This is a genomic window from Bradyrhizobium elkanii WSM2783 (genome assembly GCF_000472865.1).
GTDB lineage: Bacteria > Pseudomonadota > Alphaproteobacteria > Rhizobiales > Xanthobacteraceae > Bradyrhizobium > Bradyrhizobium elkanii_A.
This window is the reverse complement of record NZ_AXAP01000034.1, coordinates 1-17,685: the sequence shown is the minus strand read 5'-3', so window position 1 is coordinate 17,685 and position 17,685 is coordinate 1. Positions and strand designations below refer to the sequence as shown.

Sequence of the window (17,685 nt, the reverse complement as noted above, 5' to 3'; positions counted from 1 at the left end):
ATTGTGGAAAATTTTTGCCAAGCGGCCCCATGCGCCGGACTTTGCTTAACAATCGGAAAATGACCGATCAGCCCAGGTCCTGGGAACGTCGTTGTCGTTCGCCGGTTTAGAACCAACTGCGGCCAACCAGGACAGTGTGACGACCGGCGCAGGCAACATCGGGAGAGCGACATGATGCCAGAGACGCAGATTCACGTGATCGCGCGGCAGATGTTGGAGCAGCACGGCTTTGAGGCGATCGCCCGGGCGGCGCAGAAGGCGCAAGCCTGCGAGAGCCAGGGCGAGGCCGACGAGGCCCGTGAATGGCGCCACATCGAAGCCGCCATGAAGATCATGCGCGGCCCCCACCAGAGCTGATGAGCTATCGCACTAGCTGACGAGAGCTATCGCACCGGCATCGGCGGCCGCACCACCGGTCCGCCATCCTGCGCCGGTGGCTCGGGCACCGTTTGCAACGGCGCCGGCGCTGATGGTGGCGGCAGGGGCGGAGCTGCAGCGGCGGTTTGCGCGGGCGGATATGTCGGCGGCTTCGGCCTGCGCACGGGCGCTGCGACCGGCCGCGGCGGCGGCGCGGCGCGCGGCTGCACGGCTTGTGCCGACACCCTGGCCTCAGAATTCCTGGCGATGTCGCGGGCGATCTGATCCTGGCCAGCCTTGAGCTGCGCGATGCTGGCTTTGAGTTGCTCGATCTGTTGGCCCATCGTCGCGAGATCGTGCGCCATCGACTGCAACAACTGTGAGGAATCAGCAGAGAGGGCGGCGGCCGTGGTCGGCGCGGCGGCTTGCGCTGGCTGTGCCTGAGCAGGGGTGTCCGGCTGAGCGACCGCCTGATCGGTTGAGGCGGTTTGAACGGCGGGTGAGGCTGATTGGTCTGTCGCGGCCTGATCGGCGGGCGGGGCCAATTGCTCGGCGGGCGCCGTCGCCTTACCCGACGGTGACGAGGACAACGACGACAGCAACGAGACCTGCGGTATCCAGTCCGCAATCATCTGCTTGGCAGTATCGCCATGATGCTTCCAGGCTGCCGCCGCGAAAGCGCTGAGCAGAGCGAACAGGAAGCCCATGGCGGCGCGCTTGGCCCATTTGGCGAACGGCGAAGGCTCGCTCGGGAGCTGGATGTGATCGCTGGCTGTGACGCGAAAGGCGGTATCGAGCGATGGCGCCGAGGCGCCGGATGTCACGTAGCTCTGCGGTGCCGGCGTCTGGTTCACTTCGGCAGGCGGCGTTGGCGGTACACGATCTCCACGCGCGGCGAGAACGACTTCGGGGTCGATCACGAAAACATCGTGCGGATCGGATTCTTTAGCAGGATTAGTGTTCAGCGTGGAAAGCATTGGCGCTCCATCTTCAGTCCAATGCCACCCGCTCTGGAAGCGGCCGGCGGATTAACACTACGTCAACCATCCTCTGCCCAGCCCCACGACTCCAGCCAGGTGTGACCAAAGCAAGGCGAGAGGAGGGAGAGTCTGGGGCCGCCCACGGCGACTGGTTTCCCCGGAACTCGGGAATCAGCCGCGCAATGGGCACGCAGCTAGTTCTTCGGACGGATGAAGCCGGCAAGGTGAGTCTTCTGTGTTTCGCACCATGTCGTCATGCCCAGCCGCCGCTGGTCGAGATCAGTCGCCTGCGTGGCGACCGCGACTTCGGCCATGAGCTCGTCGTCCTGCCGCTCGCCCATCTTGCCCCCGGTGTGCATGAACGCGATCGCCTTGCGCACCTTCTCCGTGGTGCCATCGGGCAGGTGCATCTCCTGGGCCTTCTGCACCAGGTCCTGATAGACGAGGTCGGTGTTGGGGCACTCGACCTTGGCGGCAAACGCCTGCAGCACCAGCGTGACATAGGCCGAGCGCGGATCGGCCTGCGCGGGCTGAGCAGCAAGCAACAGTCCCGCGATCAATAAACGAGAGCGCATCCTTGGGAACCTCCTGTTTTTTGAGGAGGCTAGCGTCGACGCTCGCGCCGTGCAACCGAGGCAAGGCAGAACATGCTGATTCAATCAAACAGACGTGTTCCAATGGCTGTTGCCATGATTTCAGCATTATTCTGGCAGCAACTAGGTAATAGGTTAACGCAGGGGAGACGTGCGGTGTCGAGATTGGGGCTCGCAGTTTTGCTGACGGGGGCAGTGGGGCTCGCCGGCTGCATGCAGACGACGCTGTCGCCATCCACAGATGCAAGCATGACGCCGCGCGATCGGCAGTTGTTGGCCAATCCGCCTTACGCGCAGGCCGCTATCCCGGAGCAGTTCCAGCGCCACATCGTCGACTATTCGCGCAAGGAACAGCCGGGCTCGATCCTGGTCGATACCGACGCGCGCTATCTCTATTACGTGCTGCCAGGTGGCAAGGCGATCCGCTACGGTGTGGCGGTCGGCGAGGAAGCGATGGCCTTCTCCGGGGTCGCCACCGTTGGCCGCATGGCCGAGTGGCCCGACTGGGTTCCGACCAAAGACATCCAGGAGCGGCTCGGACCTTATCCGTCGCGAGTCGCCGGTGGACCGGCCAATCCGCTCGGTGCGCGTGCGCTCTATCTCTACCAGGGCAACAAGGACACGCTGTACCGCATCCACGGCACCAATCAGCCGGAATACATCGGGCAGGCGATCTCCTCCGGCTGCATCCGCATGGCCAATTCCGACGTGATCGATCTGTTTGGCCGGGTGAAGCAGGGCGCCACAGTCGTCGTGCTGCCGCCTGCCGCCGGCACGGCGTCGGTTGGGCCGTTCAGCGCGCGCCGCGGATGATTTGATCTAATCCAACTCTCCATCCCTCATTTCGGGGCGACGCGTTAGCGTCGCAGCCGGAATGCATCTTTCCGCTGTGCCTGCGGTCCATTTGATTCTGAGCCAGCGCGCGTCGTACGCATCCGGCCCAGAATGACAGCGCCGGCTGTGGCGCAATCACCACACATCGAAGGAATCGCGCAGCGACAAGCGCGCCCTGACGCGATTGGAGGCCGCCCTTAACCATGTTGGATTTCGGCTTGGGCTAGGGGCGCGAGTTGGGGATGCAACATGTGCTTCGACGCTGCCGCAAATTCGTACGTCGACATCAGGGCGCTCGCGCAGGTTGATGCGCACTTGGTCTCATCCGGTTCTATGTGGAGGGCCACGCGGCTCATTGCTGTGGTCCTCGGGGCCGCTTCATTGGCGGCCTGCGCGCAGTCAACCGTCGTCAGCCAACGATCGGAGATCGGCGCGAGCAGGCAGGCATCGTACGTGTACACCCGCACGGCGGCGGTCGCGATGAAGAAGCGGGTAGCGGCAATGCGCAAGCACGCGCGGCTGGCGTCGCGCAAGGGTGGCGATGTCAAGGTCGCATCCCAGGGTGTCGCGAGCTTCTACAGTGAGGACTCGCAGACCGCGAGCGGAGAGAAGTTCGACAAGAACGAACTGACCGCAGCCCATCCGACCTTGCCGTTCGGCACCAAGCTTCGCGTCACCGACGTGAAGAGCGGCCGTTCGGTGACGGTGCGGGTCAACGACCGCGGACCTTATGTGCGGGGACGAGTCGTCGACGTCTCCTATTCCGCCGCGCAAGAACTCGGAATGGTCGGCAAGGGCGTCACCAACGTCAAGCTTGATGTGGTCCACTAGAGCATGATCCGGAAAAGTGGGTACCGGCTTTCCGAAAAAGATCATGCTCAGACAAAGAGCGAGAGCGGGATGACGATTCGAAGAAAAGTCATCACGCGCTAGACTCTTGCCTTGACGCGTTCGGGAATTTTCTGTGTCGTCGTCGGGAAAATTTCCCTCGCATGCGGCGCTTTAATCAGGTTGCCGACGTCCATCGGCGCGATAAGATTCGAAACGCTACGTCCCGCGCCTTGAACTTATCCATTGCGTGCGGATTCTTACCCAATGAACTTCAACCCCGCCTTCCATTCGTGGAGGCGGGGTTTTTCTTCGGCGCGCTTCGGCAGCCCGCAACAAGGTCCCGGCTAGGCCAAAGGGGCTTCGCCGCGGCGCGCAAGCCCGGGACGACCAGCGGATCCTTCCGATTCAAATTTCAAGCAGCTTTCCGCTGTCATCGTCCGCCACCGGGTCGGCCGAATGGCCGCCCGATGACAGGCTCCGGCGGACGATCCAGTATTCCAGAGCGGTTGAGTTTGAGCCGAAAGGCCGCCGGATACTGGATGCCCCGCCTTCGCGGGGCATGACGGCGGAGTTTGTGAGGGGATGTGCGTTCGCGTTCTCGCGGCGTGAATTGCCCGAGCTTTGCGTTCGTTTCACCCTCCCCGAAACACAGAGGGCGCAGGGAAAGCGGGGGTGCCGGTTGCACCCGTCCATAGCGCCGCGGAACTTCACGGCGCGTTGACTGAAAGGTCGGAACGGCGCCCGTGTTCCACAGTTGGGCCTCCGAAGGGGCACCATTGGAGGAGGACCGATGAAGAAGCTCGCATTGTTGAGTGCCGCCGCGGTGTTGGCGACGACGTTCGCCACCCCGTTGATGGCGCAGGGAGTCACGCAGGAACCCGGTTCGATCGGGTTCAACTATCCGAATTCGCGCTACATGACCGGTAGCTATGGCGTCGGTACGCCCTATAACACCGGCCGTTATCCCCGCATGGGCTATTATTATCGACCGGTCTACTACGGATACGGACCCGTCTATCACCGACCCTATTACGGGCCGGGTCCAGGCGCGGTCGCTGCCGGCGTCGTCGGTGGAGCGATCGGTACCGCAGCCGCGATCGCCGCTGCGCCGTTCGAGCCGTATGATTCCTACGCCTATTACTACGATCCTTATTGAGGAACGCAGTAGCGACAGGAGAGCGGCCCACGGGCCGCTTTTTTGTTGCTGCTTCCGCTATGCGCCCGTCGCAACGGCAGAACGGCGCAGGCGCCGTTCCATCAAATCGTCACGTTCCCGGCGAATTGCGGCCAAAACCTGTTGGCTAGTGGCGAAAACCGGGCAAGTACAAACATGGGAAAAAGAAATTGTCCTACAAAATGATCGCAGAACGCGACAACGAGAAAGTCAAGGTCGAACGCCAGAGCTCATTGATCATCGTTGCCAAGGCACGCGTCTTCGCCAGCGCCGGCTGGCAGGTCGTGATCACGGACAAAGAGGGGAAGTCGTACGCTCCGGCGGAGTTCGATCGATTGTTAGCAGCGTGATTTTTCGGATTGCGTAGGCGGATCAGCGAAGCGCAATCCGCCGATCGGCTGGCTGTGGGTGGCGGATTACGCTGCCGCCAATCCGGCCTACGAGTTCTGCTCCATCAATTCAGCAAAACGTGAACGACCGATCGCCGGGCGCGAGACCGCGATGCGCTGACTGCGCGGCTGCATCAGCGGTTGGTGCCCGGGAAGATCATTTCATTTCGGCGCTCGATTGAGAACGTCCGTATTGTCGGTTGATCGCCAGGCGAAGCTTCTTCCTAAGACACATCAAGCAGAGATGCCCCGACCCCTTTTACGCACACATCCGCCGTGGCCGATCACGATGATGTTTTTTGGATGATGAGTATCATTCTATTGAACGTGAACGTCTGATCGCCATCTGCAGCCGCGAACGCCACGATGACTTCGAAACGTTGGCGAGAGTTCAAACATGATTTGTTTGGTCAAGTCGAAAGGGGAATAGGCAATGACTAGGTTCAAGCTTTTCAGCGCGGTTGCATTGGTATCAGCAATGGTCGCGAGTCCGGTGGTCGCGCAGCAGGCGGTCCAGGAGCCTGGCGCGGCGGCGTTCTATCAGAGCCTCGGCGTCGGCTCTCATTCCTACCCACAGAATGCGCTGGCGTCCTTCGGCCGCGTCGATCTGTCGGCTGCGCCTCCGGCGCGTCATGCGCGCGCGTCCGCGAGGCATCACGTCAGGCACTGACGTAGTGACGACGTCGGCGAGCATGGGTAAGCCGCCGGCTTCTTCAGTCGAAGGCGGATCGCGCTCTCGCGCCGTCCGCCTTCAAACCGTTTGAAGCGCGCCGTTGCTCAAATCCGCCCTGCGGAGCGCCACGCCGGAACGGGATCGAGTGGTGTGCGGTACAGTTCGATATTGTCGGCGTCGGTGACGCGAACCGCGCAGCCTTTCGCTTTCAACTCGGGCTTGACCTGTGAGAGCTCGTTGGCGAGCTGGTCGGCTCTGTCGGAGGCGACGTGCAGGTCCTCGAGAATGATCGAGCCCTGATTCCTGAACTCTTCCCCAACGACGAGATCGAAGCTGTAGCAAGGCATCCGAACCACTCCTGTTTCGGTATGCACTGCATGGTAGCACTGAGTCGTTGGTTCCCTAATACGACCAACGCACAATGGTTAAGCGTCGCGCGAGAACGGTGTGCAGCGATGCCCGAATGCATCACACGGCTCGTTCCGCGATGAAATGTTCCGTAGTTTTCCGGTGGCCCGCTGGCCACAAACTGTGATCAAGGCCACTTTTGCCTTGTTAGGACTTTATTAAACTTATCGGCGTCCCCTTAAAGGCACGGGAATTTGTGGCGGAACCGGATCCGGGAGCCGGCAGCTACAAGAGAAGGCCGGCGGCGTAACGCCCGCCGGTCTTTTCTCTGCACTGGCGGCGAAGGAGCCGAGCTACGAAGTAAGACAGCAATCCTGCTTCTTCTGGCGATGAGCGGCCGCCGTGCTCCATCACAGGATCAAGAGAAGCCTCTGCACAATCCTCGGTCCCCAGTGCAAGGCCGTGAAGTAGTACGTGCTTACGGCGATGAACGCTGCGGCAATGCCCATGCAAATCGCCGCTCCGATTTTGACGTGAACAGCAGAGCGCAGCTCGCGCGCGCGAATGAACGCCTCGGCAACGATCAGATTGGGAATGTAGAAAAAGAAAGCCATCACGACGTCAAAGCCCCCATCGAATGTCGGCGTGTGGCCCATGTTGTGGCCGAGCAATGCCCAGAATCCGTAGTCCATCCGGTAGAGCCAGGATCCGATCACCAGTGCAAACAGCCGGATCGCCCAGGCGCGATGCTGCTCGAAGCGTTTGCCTCGCGCATGCCAGAACGTTGTGACGGCGGCGATGGCCGTGAGCGCGCCATAGAGGCTGAAACCGATATTCATCGGTGTCCCGCCGATGGTGCCCTGCACGGCGATAAAAGCGAGCCCGCCCAAGCCGGCCATGAGTGCTGACAATGCATAGAGCCGGCCGACCCACCGGTGAAACGCCGGTGCTCTTGCCCGCACGGCGCTGATCAGTTGCAACGGCCCGAGCAGAAGCAGCACCGTGCCGGCCGCAAAATGCAGCCCGATACCCATTGTTGCCAGCAGCGAATGCGGATCGTGAAGGCGCGGCAGATCCCGGTTCCACTGATCAAGATTTCCATCCACCAGCGCGCCAAGATAGATCGCAACGATATAGAGGCCGAAGATGGCCGCGCTGATCCAGACGGCAGCCACAAGGGCGGTCATCGTCCATCGCAACGCCGCCGCGCCGACGGCATTTGCGCCGATCGAGCTGCTTTGTTGCCGATCAAGTTCGAATTGCAAGGACACTGCGATAGCTCAGCGTAAGTTTGACGCGCGACGAACAGGATTTGGGGCTGATTGAGGCATTGGGATGACTGCAAGGCTCGGAGCCTGGCCGATGACGTTACCGATGTAATTCGAACGCATGTGATCGATCGAGCGCAACTTTCGTGGTCTCCAGCGCGTTGTGCAAGCATGACAGCTCAGCAAACCCTGCATCCCATGATGAACTTTGACCCGTCCGAGCCGGCGATCCTGCATGACCGTACCACGGACGAGATTGTCACCTGGATCGGCGACGAAGCCGACGACTTCCGCCGCACCAGCAACGCGCGCGCCGACGGAGCGGTTGCGTGGCGGGAGTTCGTGTTCGACGGATGGGGGAATGTGCTGGGCGGGTGAGGGTCGGCGGAGCTGGTGGCGGGCGTGCAGCGCCAATCGCGGATAGCGGTTGCCTCGGGCGGCAAGGGCGGATATCCGTCCGCTCCTCCGGGCCAGACCAAACTCCGACGATCGGCCCGGGCAGACCACGAATGGACGACCGATGCCCCTGTCTCTGCCCAAGCAAAAGATCCGCGTCCTGCTGCTGGAAGGCGTGAACGATTCTGCCGTTCGCCTGTTCGACGCCAATGGTTACACCGAGGTCGAGCGTCTGCCGAAGGCGCTCGGCGCCAAGGAGCTCAAGCAGGCGCTGTCGGGTGTGCATATGCTGGGCATTCGTTCCAGGACCCAGCTCACCGCCGACGTGATCGAGGCGGCCGATCGGCTGATTGCGGTCGGCTGTTTTTCCGTCGGCACCAACCAGGTCGATCTCGACGCGGCGCGGCGGCTTGGCATCCCAGTGTTCAACGCGCCTTATTCCAACACGCGCAGCGTCGCGGAACTCACCATTGCCGAGGTGGTGATGCTGCTCCGAAAGGTGTTCCCGCGCTCGGTCGCGGCGCATGCCGGCGGCTGGGACAAGTCCGCGGAGGGCAGCCGCGAGGTGCGCGGCAAGACGCTCGGCATCGTCGGCTACGGCAATATCGGCTCGCAATTGTCGAATCTCGCGGAAGCCATGGGCATGCGCGTGATCTTCTTCGATCAGACCGACAAGCTCCGCCACGGCAACACCGAGCCGGTCGAGACGCTGGATGAGCTGCTCGCCGCGAGCGACGTGGTCTCCCTGCACGTGCCGGAGACGCCGGCCACCGCCAACATGATCGGCGAGCGTGAATTGCGGCAGATGAGGCAGGGCGCCTACCTCATCAACAACTCGCGCGGCACCGTCGTTGACCTTGATGCCCTGGCCCGGGTGCTCGGCGAGGGCTGGCTCGCCGGCGCGGCCGTCGACGTCTTCCCGGTGGAGCCGGCCTCGAATGCGGACCGCTTCGTCTCGCCGCTGCAGGGCCTTTCCAACGTGATCCTGACCCCGCATGTCGGCGGCTCCACCGAGGAAGCCCAGGATCGCATCGGCGGCGAGGTCGCGCGCAAGCTCATCGACTATTCCGATGTCGGCTCAACGCTCGGCGCGGTCAACTTCCCGCAGGTGCAACTGCCGGCCCGCCCAACCGGCACCCGCTTCATCCACGTGCACCGGAACGTCCCCGGCGTGCTGCGGCAGGTGAACGACGCCGTCTCCCGTCACGGCATCAACATCCTCGCGCAATACCTGCAGACCGATCCGGAAGTCGGCTATGTCGTGCTCGAGACCGACGTCGTCGGCGGCGAGGGCGAGGGATTGCTGGCGGATTTACGGGCTGTCGACGGCACCATCCGCGTCCGCGTGCTGTACGATCAGAATCGGCCGATGGCGCGGTGAGGGGCTCCCTACGGGGTCTGCTGCTTCGCGCGCCACTTTGGGCCGGGCCCTCGCATGTAGTGAAGCTCGGGCCGGTAGGGATCGCAGACGGCTCCGATCAGCTTGCAGCAGCCGGCGATGATCGCCTTCAGCGCTCGGCGCAGCGGTGTCCATGACGGCTGTGCGAGCGGCACCGGCTCCGCCCTCAATGCGACTTGCCAAGCACTGATGCGAACGGCACGGCGAGGACCTCGTCGCCGAGCTCATCGGTGACGTGCAGGACCCAGCTCCGCCAATCTTCCTCGCTTGGCGTCATGATGAGGGCGCGGACCAGGCCTTCCGCGTGCTCGCGTGCCTCGGCCAGGTCCATGGCGTGGCCGCATTCGTCGATGATGACGTGCTCAGCGTCGGAGCAGTGGAAATACAGTTCAGTCATGTTCCGCCTCCTGCGGCAAGCGACCTCACGGCCTATCGATAGCAGCAGGGATGACGGCTGAGAATCCGGGTGATCCCCCATCGGGAAGTTACGGGGAATGCAGAGGATTCGAATCAAGCCGATGTGATCGGTTCGCTAAACGGCTGCATGAGCTCAGAAAAATGTGAACGGGGTCGTTCTTCTCGCGGCGATCCACGGCGTTCGCGTGACCGGGTTTTGCGAACGGAAAATCGTTCTGTCTTGCTGCTCGCTTCTGCACTTCGAATCTACGGCGCCGGCAGCCGGCGAAACGAATCGCTCCATGACGCGACGATGGCTGTTGCGCATTGATCCCGCTCACTATCGCGTCGAGAGGTGCGCATTCCTGCATTGTTGCAATGCAACAATAGTGAATGCCGCAGTGCAGCAAGAGACCTATATCCTGAGCAGCGAATCCACTCAGGAGAATTGCAGTGAAGAAGACTTGCCTAACCCTTGCGGCCGCCGTCGCGATCTCAATGGCAGGCGGCGCTGCCAGCTTTGCTGCGGAGTTGCCGACCTATGAACTCAACGGCCTGCCGATCTCGCAGGTGCAGGTTGGATTGCTGGGAGCGGCGAATGTCCGGGAGCAGTCGCCGGTCGCCACCGCAGCGGCTTCTCCGCACCAGCTCAGCGTGCTGACACAGCGACCGAAACTCAAGGCGGCGTCGGCGACACAAAGTCCGACCCAAACCTCCGGTCTCGCGGCCCACTGAGCGCCGCGTCCAAAGCCGCACGAAATGCCAAAAGGCCCGCGACCGCGCGGGCCTTTTTTCTTGATGGCCGCCGCTTGTGGACGGCGGTGAGGCAGGACGGCGGGTTAAGAATTTGGTCATTTCTTTCCGCGCATTTTCACGACCTCATTCAGCAAAGAGGCACCATGTCTGACATCACCATTCCCGGCGGGCGTATTCGTTCCTTCGTCGAGCGGATCGAGAATCTGGACACCGAATTGCAGGAGTTGAACGAGCAGAAGAAGGAAGTCTTCTCGGAAGCCAAGGGCGAAGGCTTCGACGTGAAGATCCTCAAGGAGATCATCAAGCTGCGGAAAGAGGACAAGGACGAGCGCGACGAGCGCGAGAGCCTGCTCGATCTCTACATGCGCGCGATGGAAACCTCGCCGCCGGAAAAGACCGCCAAAGCGGCATGACACGATCAAAGTGACGCGCGTCGGGCGGGTGAACCATCGGGGCTGCGCTTCGCGCGGCCCGATGACAGGCTCCGCGTAACCTGCCGACGTCCGGGCAGCGTATCGCGGCCAATGCTGACATAACGATGTCAGTCGAAGCCGCGGAACGCAACCCAATCGGAGATCGGGTCCCGCCTGGTCCTGAGCGTGTTGATGGGATTTTCGTCCGCGTATCCCAGGCCCATCCCGCAAAACACCATTTCCTCGGCTGGCAGTCCAAGCAGGTCTGCCAGCGTCCGGGGATAGCGCGACCAGTATTCCTGCGCGCAGGTCGACAGTCCATCCTCGACGGCGAGCAGCATCACCGTCTGGATGAACATGCCGAGATCGGCCCATTGCGGAGGGCCGAGCCTGCGGTCGAGGCAGAAGAACAGGCCGACCGGCGCGCCGAATAGTTGTCCGTTCTTCGCCAATTGCTGCAGTCGGCCGGCACGATCTTCCCGGGGAATGCCGATCGTGGTGTAGAGATCCTCTCCACATTCCCAGCGTCGGCGCCGGTACGGGTCCCACAGCGAATTCGGATAGACTTGGTATTCCGGAGGCTCTCCAAGCGGATTGGCAGTTGCGCGGGCCTTGAGTTCGTCAAGCGGGGCGCCCTGAAGCGCATAGACGCGCCATGGCTGGAGATTGCCGCCCGATGGCGCGCGCCTGGCTTTATCGAGCAGCCGCAGGACCTGCTGCTTGGTGACGGGATCGGATTTGAACGATCGAACCGAAATGCGCCGCTCGATAGCTTCCGCAACATTCATGAGATCAACCAAGGAGTTTGGTGAGCGCGTCGGCCACTTCATCCGGCCGCTCGAGTTGCGGATAATGGCCGAGACCGGCAAGCGCGGTCACACGGGCATGCGGTAGCTTCGCGCTTGCGCGTTCGAGAATAGCGCTGCCGGAAATTGGATCGGCAGCGCCATAGACGAAGCCAAGCTTGACGCCGGTCTGCGACAGTGCGGCTTCCCACTGCGGGGAAAGCCCGGACCGCTCGGCCATGTAGACCAGGTGCCGCGGCCAGAGCAGTTGTCCATCTGCGCGCCGAATGGCGTCCCACATGTCATCGAGCTCTGAGGCCGCGAGCCGGCGAGACGGGAACAGTGTCGCCATCGCTGCTTCGAGCGTTGCGCGCGAGAGCGATCGGGCGATGATCGGTCCCTGGACCGGGTCGGCGAGGGCGAGTTGCGTCGGGGTCGGACGGTAAAGCTCCGCGTAGACCGAGGAGTTCATGAAGATCGCCTGCCTCAGACCGAGTTCCAACCGGTCCTCGAGCTGGCGGTGCAGCATGTCCTGAAGCAGGATGCCGCCCAGATCGTGCGCGACGACATCGGCCTCGGTAACGCCGAGAGCAGCAAGGATCGCGAGCGCACGGTCGGTTTGGATCAGCGCCGAATAATTGGCATCGGTCGGCTTTTCGGAGGCACCGTAGCCCAAATAGTCGAACGTCACGCAACGGTAATGGTCGCGAAGGCGGATGATGACGCCAGCCCAATCGTGCGAGGAGGTCGGAAAGCCGTGGAGGAAGACGACGGTTGGCCCGCTCCCTTCCACGCGCGTGAAGATGGCGTGGCCATCAACCTCGATCGTCGAGCCGCTATCCCACCACTCGGTAAGCCCTGTCATTGCACGCTCCTGACGTCGATACAGATCTTGCCGTGCTGGTCGGCGCTGGCGAGTCGGCGATAGGCTTCCGGCACTGCCTCAAATGGATAAAGGCTGTCGATCACCGGCTTGAACGCGGCCGTTTCGATGAAGGACAGCATCGCCTCGAAGCTGGCGCGCGATCCGACGGTGATGCCGCGGATCGTGAGGTTTTTCGAAATTACCTGACCAAGCTCGACCTTGGTCGACAGGCCACCGAGAAAGCCCACGGCAATGATCCGACCGTTCTGCCCGCTTGCAGCCACCGACTGGGCGAACGTGGAGTCGCCGCCCACATCCACGATCACGTCCGCGCCCCGTTTGTGCGTCGCGCGGACGACTTCCTTGCCCCATTCCGGTGTATCCGAAGCAAGGATCACGCTCTCGACACCGAGATTACGGATTGCGGCGGCCTTGGCCGCGGAGCGCGACACCGCCACCACGCGCAAACCTGCGGCAAGCGCGAATTGAGCGGCAAAGGTCGACACCCCGCCCGAGCCCTGCACGACCACCGTTTCGCCGGGTTTCGCGCCGGCAAGATCGAAGAGGGCGCACCAGGCGGTGAGTGCTGCGATAGGAAGCGTCGCGCATTCGACATCAGTCAATCGGTCGGGGGCGCGTACCACGAAATCGGCCGGAAAGACGCGCCGCTCGCAGAGCACGCCGTCCAGTGGCGAGCCCAGCGTCCGGGTGCGGTCGGAAGGCTCGCTCGGTCCCCGGTCCCAGCTCTGCATGTAGCAGCCGATCACGCGCTCGCCGACATGCCATCGCTCGACACCGGGGCCGACCGCGACGATGCGGCCGACGGCATCGGAGGCGGGGATCATCGGGAGTGACTGCGAGGGCGCGTAAACGCCGCGCGCAATCGCGAGGTCACGATAATTCAGCGAGACGGCATCGATTTCCACGAGCACCTCGCCTTCGCCCGCGATCGGGTCAGGCCGCTCCCCGAGCGCCAGTCCTTCGACGTCGAATGACCGAACTTCCCAGCACTTCATACAAATCGCCATCCAAATACATAAATGTATCTGAATGCAAAGATGTTAGGCTGTCAAGCGTCAGGATTCGGCTCGCGACAGGAGGACCAATGCGAAAAGTGAAGCGATTGAATCGCGAGGAGAGCCAGACACGGACCCGCGAGTTGCTGATGCGCTCGGCCTCGGCCTGCTTCGCCAGGCTGGGCTTCGAAGGCGCATCGGTGGATGAGATCGCCGAAACTGCCGGATTCTCGCGCGGCGCGTTCTATTCGAATTTTGCCGACAAGGACGAGATCTTTCTCACGCTGCTCAAGCGGCACCTGGAGCGGGATCTGCGCGATTTTGAAGCGGCACTGACGACGAGTGACAGCTTCGAGCAGCTCGTCGAAAAAGCGGCCGCACGATACATCGAGCTCGGCGACCATCCCGATTGGTGCCTGCTGATGGCCGAGTTCCAGTTGCGGGTATCGCGCGCGAACAAGACCGACGACGCCTTTGTCCGGACCTATGCTGAATATCGTCAAACGCTATCCGGTCTGATTGAGCAGACCTTCGCGAAATTCGGCAACAAGGGGAGCCTGGCGCCCGCCGATCTCGCCATAACTCTGCTCGCGCTATCGCATGGGTTTGCGCTGGAGCGCGCGGCATCAAGGGATGCAATTCCAATGGCGCTGACGGGCAAAGCGATGAAGGCACTGTTGATCGGAGCCGCGAGCAAGATGTAGTTCGCAGCGTCGGAAAACCGCTTCAGCGCGAGCAAAGTGGAACTGATTTGCCCGTCGAGGGGCGCACACCTCACCAATATGGATCGTCCCAGGGGTCGACCGTATACGGCGGCGGCCTCCAAGGCCCTGGCGGCCGTCTGGGCCGCCGAGGTTCGACTACGGGCACGTGCGGGCGCGCAGCCACGCTGCTCTCTTTCCTCACGGTCGGCGCGGAGGGTTTCGCGGATGAAGCGGCAAGCTGCGCTTGCAGCGCCTGTAGCTGCTCGGCGATGCGCGCGCTGTCTTTCGCATTCTGCTCCTGAGCCGCCTTGAGCTGTTGAATGGACTCGGCATGCTCGCGAAGCGTTTGTTCGTGACTGCTCTTCAGTTGCTCCAGCTTGTCGTTGATGCTTACAAGGCCCTGCGCGATGGTCTTGAGCGATTGCGCGACATCTATGGATGTCGAGTCGGCGGACTTGGCGGAGCCGGCTGGCGGAGCGTCTTTCGTTTCCTTGGGGTTCGAAGGCGCCGGCGCTTCCTTGGGGCTCGAAGACGGCGGCGAGGGTGGTTCGCCTGCCTCTGCCACCTGGACGGTCAGCGACCTGGTCGGACCGCGAGGCTCGGACGCCTCCGGGGACGCCATCGAGGCTTGCGGGGTCCATCGCGCCATGATCGCCTTGGTCTCATTGCCGTATCGCGAAGCCAGCGCAGCACCCGCGATGCCCAGCGCCAACAGAAGGCCGCCGACGGCTCGCAGCAGGGGCCGACCCCGTCTCGGGCCTGGGTCGCGAGCCTGGTTCTCTGGTGTTGGAGTCTCGTTCACGGTGGCAGCGTCGGGTGGCGCGGCGCCGGCATCTTCCTGCCGGATCTTTGGGCCGTCGCCGCGCTCCAATCCGGAGACCAATCTGTCCAGCCGCGTAAGGTCTTCGCCGGCACTTTTGATCCGTTCATAGGCCCGCGCCAGTTCGCCATCGGCGCGCGGCGTGCCCTGCGGTTCGTCCGGCTTCGGGTTGTCCGTATCAGCCACCGATGCGCTCTCCATTCAGTCTTGCATCAACGGAATGAGTGCGGCAGTCCGAGATCATCGGGAGGATAGTTGCCGTCGCCGTTTGGATCAAGATAAGGCCGGCGTGAGGGAGAATTTAAGGCGACCTCGGCCGGGTCCGGCAGATTACGCCGTCGGCTAATCCGCCCTGCGGGCTGATGGCTTCGCAAGCCGGCGTTGACCTGCGCAGATGCCGAATCCGCATAGCGCGCCATTCCCACTGAGCCCATGCTGGCCGGGCGCCCTGTTTCTCGGACGGATCGCAACTGCTTTCCCTCCCTGGTGCGCACCTTCGGGCCTGTGCTCGACGAATTCGAAATCGATCGCGCTGCTTTTCGGCAACAGCGCAAGAACGACTTCCTGCGTCGAACCAGGCACCAACCTCAGGAGGTATCGCATGCGACGTCTCATATTCGCCCTGTCCGTCGCCGTTCCGGTAGCAGTGGGAGCAATCTCGCCAGCTACCGCGCAGGACTACCCTTACTGCCTGCAGGGAAAGGACTGGGGCCTTCCGGGCCTTTGCCAGTTCTGGACCTACGAACAATGCCAGGCGAGCGCATCCGGCACGTTCTCCTATTGCGGGATCAACCCGCGCTTCGCGTTTTTCTACACGCAGCCAGGCCGCTGGCCGCCGCCGCACTGAGATCGTGGTGACATAAGGAAGGCCGCGCGGCGGGCTCAGCGCGAACGGCTTGTCGGACGAGATCCGGCCGTCCGACGTTGACGGCCGCTTCATCTGCATCGCGTCCGGCAAGCGGACCGGCCGCGCAACGACCGAGCCAGACCTGAACGGGGGCTGAGCCATGAAATGCACCAAGCAGTCGTTTGCCGTCATCTGCGCGCTCGTGGCAGTGCCTCTGTCCTTGAGCATTGGAAGGCTCAATGCGCGCGATTCCGATCTCGCCGCCGACACATTGGCAGCCGCTCAGACGGCCAGGCAGCAATGCGTGAATACCTGTCGTGCGCGATATCGCGACTGCCGTCATCTGAAACAGCTACCATCGTTCGAGTGTCGAGGTGTTTACCAGGACTGCACCCGATTCACTTGCAGTGGTTCAGGACCGGGATGACGCAACTTGCCCTTGCGGCCGTCAGCGGCGAGAGCGAGCGGCGGATTACGCTGGCGCTGATCTGCCCTACGAACTGGTTTACGAGCACGCGCCTAGCATCCACCGATGCCGCCGAAGAGATCGCCTGCGCTGGCATTGCCGGCCATTGACGGTATCGCGCCCAGGCAACGCACGCTCGATGAGGCAACACCGCCGACTGCGCCACCTGCGCCCGACGTGGCGTTGGGCGTGCCGGTTTGCGTGTTCGGGGCAATGCTGCCCACTGGTGCCGTTGTCACCGCGGTGGCCCCTGCCTCCGCCGGAACTTGGTAGGTTGGGGCGCCGAGCGGATCGGATGCGCAGCCGAACGCCGTCAGATCGGCGCTCAGCGATACGCCGGCCGCACAGGGCACCGCCACGGGCGCAATGGTGCTGAAGCTTCCTCCCGTTGCCCCGGTTACTCCCCGGCCGGATGGCACGATCGCGCCGGTCACCGTGCTCACTGCGTTGGTCGGGGAGTTGACCTGCGCGCCGGTTTGAGCGCTGACCTGAGGGTTCGGCTGCGTGCCTACCGATGTACTCACCTGCGCGTGAGCGGTGGCAGACACACCAAGCCACAGGGTGACCGCAAGGATGAGCATCTGTTTCATCGCGCTCTCCTGTCTTGCCGAAGCGACGATGAGGTCGTGATACGGCTTGCGCCCGCCCGTTGCTTCAAACGTCTCCGACGCAGAGGGGTTCCTTGGGACCGAGCCTCAGTGCGCGGGGCGGGCTAGAGTAAGCGGGCGGATTACCGGGTCCTCCACGATAACGAACCGCCACGGCTGGCTCAGCCCGACCGATGGGGACAGGCAGGCGATGTCGATGAGCCGCTCCAAGGTGCCGTCCGGCAGCGGATCGGTTCGGAAGCGCCGCACGTCGCGCCGCCAGATGAGGAGTTCGCGCAACTGCTGGCGAAATTGCTCGTCGAAGGCAACCATCAGAGTTGTAGATTCGGATGAAAGAGCGCGGCGATCAAACTGGATGGCTGTCTCCCGGATCTTCGGCACTAGCGACAAAATTGGACTAACCATCCCGCCCTGCGGCTACGTGTTTCGATTCGATTGTCAAACAGCGGATGCGATGCGAGTCCGCGTTCCCGCGGCACGATGTGCCCGAGGTCCGCGTTTTCGTTGACCCTCTTTCGATGTAGAGGGCGCAGGGAAAGCCGGGTGCCGGTTGCACCCGTGGGTCCCGTGCAACAAAAAGCACGGGGGTAGGACCACAGGTTCAACCGAAGCAACTCCGGCTTTCCCTGCGCGGTGGTGTTACGGCTTACTTCGTGCTCTCCTCGGTGACCGGGCTTTCTTGCCACCGTCGCCCTTAGGGATGTTTCCATCCCTTAAGGACTTAGCGCCAGCGTCGGGGCGCCAGGACCACACGACTTCGCCGTCCG

Annotated in this window: 23 protein-coding genes and 1 pseudogene; 12 read left to right on the top strand and 12 right to left on the bottom strand. The window is 62.7% G+C overall.

The features are described 5' to 3' along the window. Positions 1–171: 171 nt before the first annotated feature. Entirely contained in the window at positions 172–357 is a 186-nt protein-coding gene (locus YY7_RS0126370) for a hypothetical protein (protein ID WP_028165839.1), read from the top strand. 26 nt (positions 358–383) lie between these two features. Here the strand turns inward: YY7_RS0126370 and YY7_RS0126365 are convergent, their stop codons facing one another. After that, a complete protein-coding gene (locus YY7_RS0126365; protein WP_028165838.1) occupies positions 384–1,334 on the bottom strand; it encodes a hypothetical protein in 951 nt (316 codons plus the stop codon). A gap of 197 nt (positions 1,335–1,531) precedes the next feature. Then, a complete protein-coding gene (locus YY7_RS0126360) occupies positions 1,532–1,912 on the bottom strand; it encodes a hypothetical protein (protein WP_028165837.1) in 381 nt (126 codons plus the stop codon). Between the two features lie 231 nt (positions 1,913–2,143). Between YY7_RS0126360 and YY7_RS52890 the strand changes: the two genes are divergently transcribed. The 5 genes from YY7_RS52890 to YY7_RS0126330 all read left to right on the top strand — a co-directional run bounded on the left by YY7_RS52890 (position 2,144) and on the right by YY7_RS0126330 (position 5,828). After that, the gene (locus YY7_RS52890; protein WP_196237335.1) at positions 2,144–2,743 is read left to right on the top strand and encodes a L,D-transpeptidase; all 600 of its coding nucleotides are present in this window, start codon (positions 2,144–2,146) and stop codon (positions 2,741–2,743) included. A 354-nt stretch (positions 2,744–3,097) separates the two neighbouring features. After that, positions 3,098–3,595 carry a septal ring lytic transglycosylase RlpA family protein gene (locus YY7_RS0126350; protein ID WP_245287415.1) on the top strand — a complete coding sequence of 166 codons (498 nt, stop codon included), beginning with the start codon at positions 3,098–3,100 and terminating at the stop codon, positions 3,593–3,595. A 790-nt stretch (positions 3,596–4,385) separates the two neighbouring features. Further along, positions 4,386–4,751, top strand: a complete 366-nt coding sequence (locus YY7_RS52885) for a hypothetical protein (protein WP_051396927.1) — start codon at positions 4,386–4,388, stop codon at positions 4,749–4,751. 200 nt (positions 4,752–4,951) lie between these two features. Beyond that, positions 4,952–5,119, top strand: coding sequence for a hypothetical protein (locus YY7_RS62040; protein ID WP_196237332.1), 168 nt, complete (start codon positions 4,952–4,954; stop codon positions 5,117–5,119). Between the two features lie 472 nt (positions 5,120–5,591). Then, complete coding sequence (locus YY7_RS0126330) at positions 5,592–5,828, top strand: hypothetical protein (RefSeq protein WP_155255328.1); 237 nt, start codon at positions 5,592–5,594, stop codon at positions 5,826–5,828. A 107-nt stretch (positions 5,829–5,935) separates the two neighbouring features. Here YY7_RS0126330 and YY7_RS0126325 read toward each other — a convergent pair whose 3' ends face one another. Beyond that, complete coding sequence (locus YY7_RS0126325; protein WP_028165833.1) at positions 5,936–6,178, bottom strand: hypothetical protein; 243 nt, start codon at positions 6,176–6,178, stop codon at positions 5,936–5,938. A gap of 411 nt (positions 6,179–6,589) precedes the next feature. After that, entirely contained in the window at positions 6,590–7,444 is an 855-nt protein-coding gene (locus YY7_RS52880) for a DUF2306 domain-containing protein (protein WP_051396936.1), read from the bottom strand. A gap of 174 nt (positions 7,445–7,618) precedes the next feature. Here YY7_RS52880 and YY7_RS0126315 point away from each other — a divergent pair, with 174 nt between their 5' ends. Then, positions 7,619–7,825 carry a hypothetical protein gene (locus YY7_RS0126315; RefSeq protein WP_028165832.1) on the top strand — a complete coding sequence of 69 codons (207 nt, stop codon included), beginning with the start codon at positions 7,619–7,621 and terminating at the stop codon, positions 7,823–7,825. Positions 7,826–7,967: 142 nt separating this feature from the next. After that, positions 7,968–9,224, top strand: a complete 1,257-nt coding sequence (gene serA, locus YY7_RS0126310) for a phosphoglycerate dehydrogenase (protein WP_028165831.1) — start codon at positions 7,968–7,970, stop codon at positions 9,222–9,224. Between the two features lie 8 nt (positions 9,225–9,232). Here the strand turns inward: serA and YY7_RS62035 are convergent, their stop codons facing one another. Beyond that, complete coding sequence (locus YY7_RS62035; protein ID WP_196237331.1) at positions 9,233–9,397, bottom strand: hypothetical protein; 165 nt, start codon at positions 9,395–9,397, stop codon at positions 9,233–9,235. A gap of 11 nt (positions 9,398–9,408) precedes the next feature. After that, complete coding sequence (locus YY7_RS0126300; RefSeq protein WP_028165830.1) at positions 9,409–9,639, bottom strand: DUF6894 family protein; 231 nt, start codon at positions 9,637–9,639, stop codon at positions 9,409–9,411. Between the two features lie 452 nt (positions 9,640–10,091). On the opposite strand from YY7_RS0126300, the gene YY7_RS0126295 reads away from it, so the two are divergent. Both YY7_RS0126295 and YY7_RS0126290 read left to right on the top strand, forming a co-directional pair. Beyond that, positions 10,092–10,373, top strand: coding sequence for a hypothetical protein (locus tag YY7_RS0126295; protein ID WP_028165829.1), 282 nt, complete (start codon positions 10,092–10,094; stop codon positions 10,371–10,373). A gap of 164 nt (positions 10,374–10,537) precedes the next feature. Continuing rightward, on the top strand, positions 10,538–10,807 hold the full coding sequence (locus tag YY7_RS0126290) for a DUF2312 domain-containing protein (protein ID WP_028165828.1): 270 nt from the start codon (positions 10,538–10,540) through the stop codon (positions 10,805–10,807). Between the two features lie 128 nt (positions 10,808–10,935). Here YY7_RS0126290 and YY7_RS0126285 read toward each other — a convergent pair whose 3' ends face one another. From YY7_RS0126285 to YY7_RS0126275, 3 genes are read right to left on the bottom strand one after another with little or no spacing between them, the layout of a single operon-like run. Beyond that, the gene (locus YY7_RS0126285) at positions 10,936–11,595 is read right to left on the bottom strand and encodes a nitroreductase (RefSeq protein WP_028165827.1); all 660 of its coding nucleotides are present in this window, start codon (positions 11,593–11,595) and stop codon (positions 10,936–10,938) included. 4 nt (positions 11,596–11,599) lie between these two features. Then, a complete protein-coding gene (locus YY7_RS56770) occupies positions 11,600–12,457 on the bottom strand; it encodes an alpha/beta fold hydrolase (RefSeq protein WP_028165826.1) in 858 nt (285 codons plus the stop codon). Further along, on the bottom strand, positions 12,454–13,473 hold the full coding sequence (locus tag YY7_RS0126275) for a zinc-dependent alcohol dehydrogenase family protein (RefSeq protein WP_028165825.1): 1,020 nt from the start codon (positions 13,471–13,473) through the stop codon (positions 12,454–12,456). The genes YY7_RS56770 and YY7_RS0126275 overlap by 4 nt, the downstream gene beginning before the upstream one ends. 89 nt (positions 13,474–13,562) lie before the next feature. On the opposite strand from YY7_RS0126275, the gene YY7_RS56765 reads away from it, so the two are divergent. Then, positions 13,563–14,177: a TetR/AcrR family transcriptional regulator gene (locus YY7_RS56765; RefSeq protein ID WP_051396926.1), complete on the top strand. Its 615-nt coding sequence runs from the start codon at positions 13,563–13,565 to the stop codon at positions 14,175–14,177. Positions 14,178–14,247: 70 nt separating this feature from the next. On the opposite strand, the gene YY7_RS0126265 is transcribed toward YY7_RS56765, so the two are convergent. Then, positions 14,248–15,183, bottom strand: a complete 936-nt coding sequence (locus YY7_RS0126265; protein WP_245287408.1) for a hypothetical protein — start codon at positions 15,181–15,183, stop codon at positions 14,248–14,250. A 415-nt stretch (positions 15,184–15,598) separates the two neighbouring features. Between YY7_RS0126265 and YY7_RS58505 the strand changes: the two genes are divergently transcribed. After that, a complete protein-coding gene (locus tag YY7_RS58505; RefSeq protein WP_080663856.1) occupies positions 15,599–15,844 on the top strand; it encodes a DUF3551 domain-containing protein in 246 nt (81 codons plus the stop codon). A 519-nt stretch (positions 15,845–16,363) separates the two neighbouring features. Here the strand turns inward: YY7_RS58505 and YY7_RS0126255 are convergent. Continuing rightward, complete coding sequence (locus YY7_RS0126255) at positions 16,364–16,900, bottom strand: hypothetical protein (RefSeq protein ID WP_028165823.1); 537 nt, start codon at positions 16,898–16,900, stop codon at positions 16,364–16,366. 135 nt (positions 16,901–17,035) lie between these two features. Next, a pseudogene (locus tag YY7_RS58500) lies at positions 17,036–17,230 on the bottom strand (nitroreductase family protein); the annotation flags it as partial. Positions 17,231–17,685: the final 455 nt, after the last annotated feature.

Bases quoted from the DNA above. Each gene is read 5' to 3' on its own strand.
- YY7_RS0126370 (WP_028165839.1), top strand. From the start codon at position 172: ATGATGCCAGAGACGCAGATTCACGTGATCGCGCGGCAGATGTTGGAG.
- YY7_RS0126365 (WP_028165838.1), bottom strand. From the start codon at position 1,334: ATGCTTTCCACGCTGAACACTAATCCTGCTAAAGAATCCGATCCGCAC.
- YY7_RS0126360 (WP_028165837.1), bottom strand. From the start codon at position 1,912: ATGCGCTCTCGTTTATTGATCGCGGGACTGTTGCTTGCTGCTCAGCCC.
- YY7_RS52890 (WP_196237335.1), top strand. From the start codon at position 2,144: ATGCAGACGACGCTGTCGCCATCCACAGATGCAAGCATGACGCCGCGC.
- YY7_RS0126350 (WP_245287415.1), top strand. From the start codon at position 3,098: ATGTGGAGGGCCACGCGGCTCATTGCTGTGGTCCTCGGGGCCGCTTCA.
- YY7_RS52885 (WP_051396927.1), top strand. From the start codon at position 4,386: ATGAAGAAGCTCGCATTGTTGAGTGCCGCCGCGGTGTTGGCGACGACG.
- YY7_RS62040 (WP_196237332.1), top strand. From the start codon at position 4,952: ATGATCGCAGAACGCGACAACGAGAAAGTCAAGGTCGAACGCCAGAGC.
- YY7_RS0126330 (WP_155255328.1), top strand. From the start codon at position 5,592: ATGACTAGGTTCAAGCTTTTCAGCGCGGTTGCATTGGTATCAGCAATG.
- YY7_RS0126325 (WP_028165833.1), bottom strand. From the start codon at position 6,178: ATGCCTTGCTACAGCTTCGATCTCGTCGTTGGGGAAGAGTTCAGGAAT.
- YY7_RS0126315 (WP_028165832.1), top strand. From the start codon at position 7,619: ATGACAGCTCAGCAAACCCTGCATCCCATGATGAACTTTGACCCGTCC.
- serA (WP_028165831.1), top strand. From the start codon at position 7,968: ATGCCCCTGTCTCTGCCCAAGCAAAAGATCCGCGTCCTGCTGCTGGAA.
- YY7_RS0126300 (WP_028165830.1), bottom strand. From the start codon at position 9,639: ATGACTGAACTGTATTTCCACTGCTCCGACGCTGAGCACGTCATCATC.
- YY7_RS0126290 (WP_028165828.1), top strand. From the start codon at position 10,538: ATGTCTGACATCACCATTCCCGGCGGGCGTATTCGTTCCTTCGTCGAG.
- YY7_RS0126285 (WP_028165827.1), bottom strand. From the start codon at position 11,595: ATGAATGTTGCGGAAGCTATCGAGCGGCGCATTTCGGTTCGATCGTTC.
- YY7_RS56770 (WP_028165826.1), bottom strand. From the start codon at position 12,457: ATGACAGGGCTTACCGAGTGGTGGGATAGCGGCTCGACGATCGAGGTT.
- YY7_RS0126275 (WP_028165825.1), bottom strand. From the start codon at position 13,473: ATGAAGTGCTGGGAAGTTCGGTCATTCGACGTCGAAGGACTGGCGCTC.
- YY7_RS56765 (WP_051396926.1), top strand. From the start codon at position 13,563: ATGCGAAAAGTGAAGCGATTGAATCGCGAGGAGAGCCAGACACGGACC.
- YY7_RS58505 (WP_080663856.1), top strand. From the start codon at position 15,599: ATGCGACGTCTCATATTCGCCCTGTCCGTCGCCGTTCCGGTAGCAGTG.
- YY7_RS0126255 (WP_028165823.1), bottom strand. From the start codon at position 16,900: ATGAAACAGATGCTCATCCTTGCGGTCACCCTGTGGCTTGGTGTGTCT.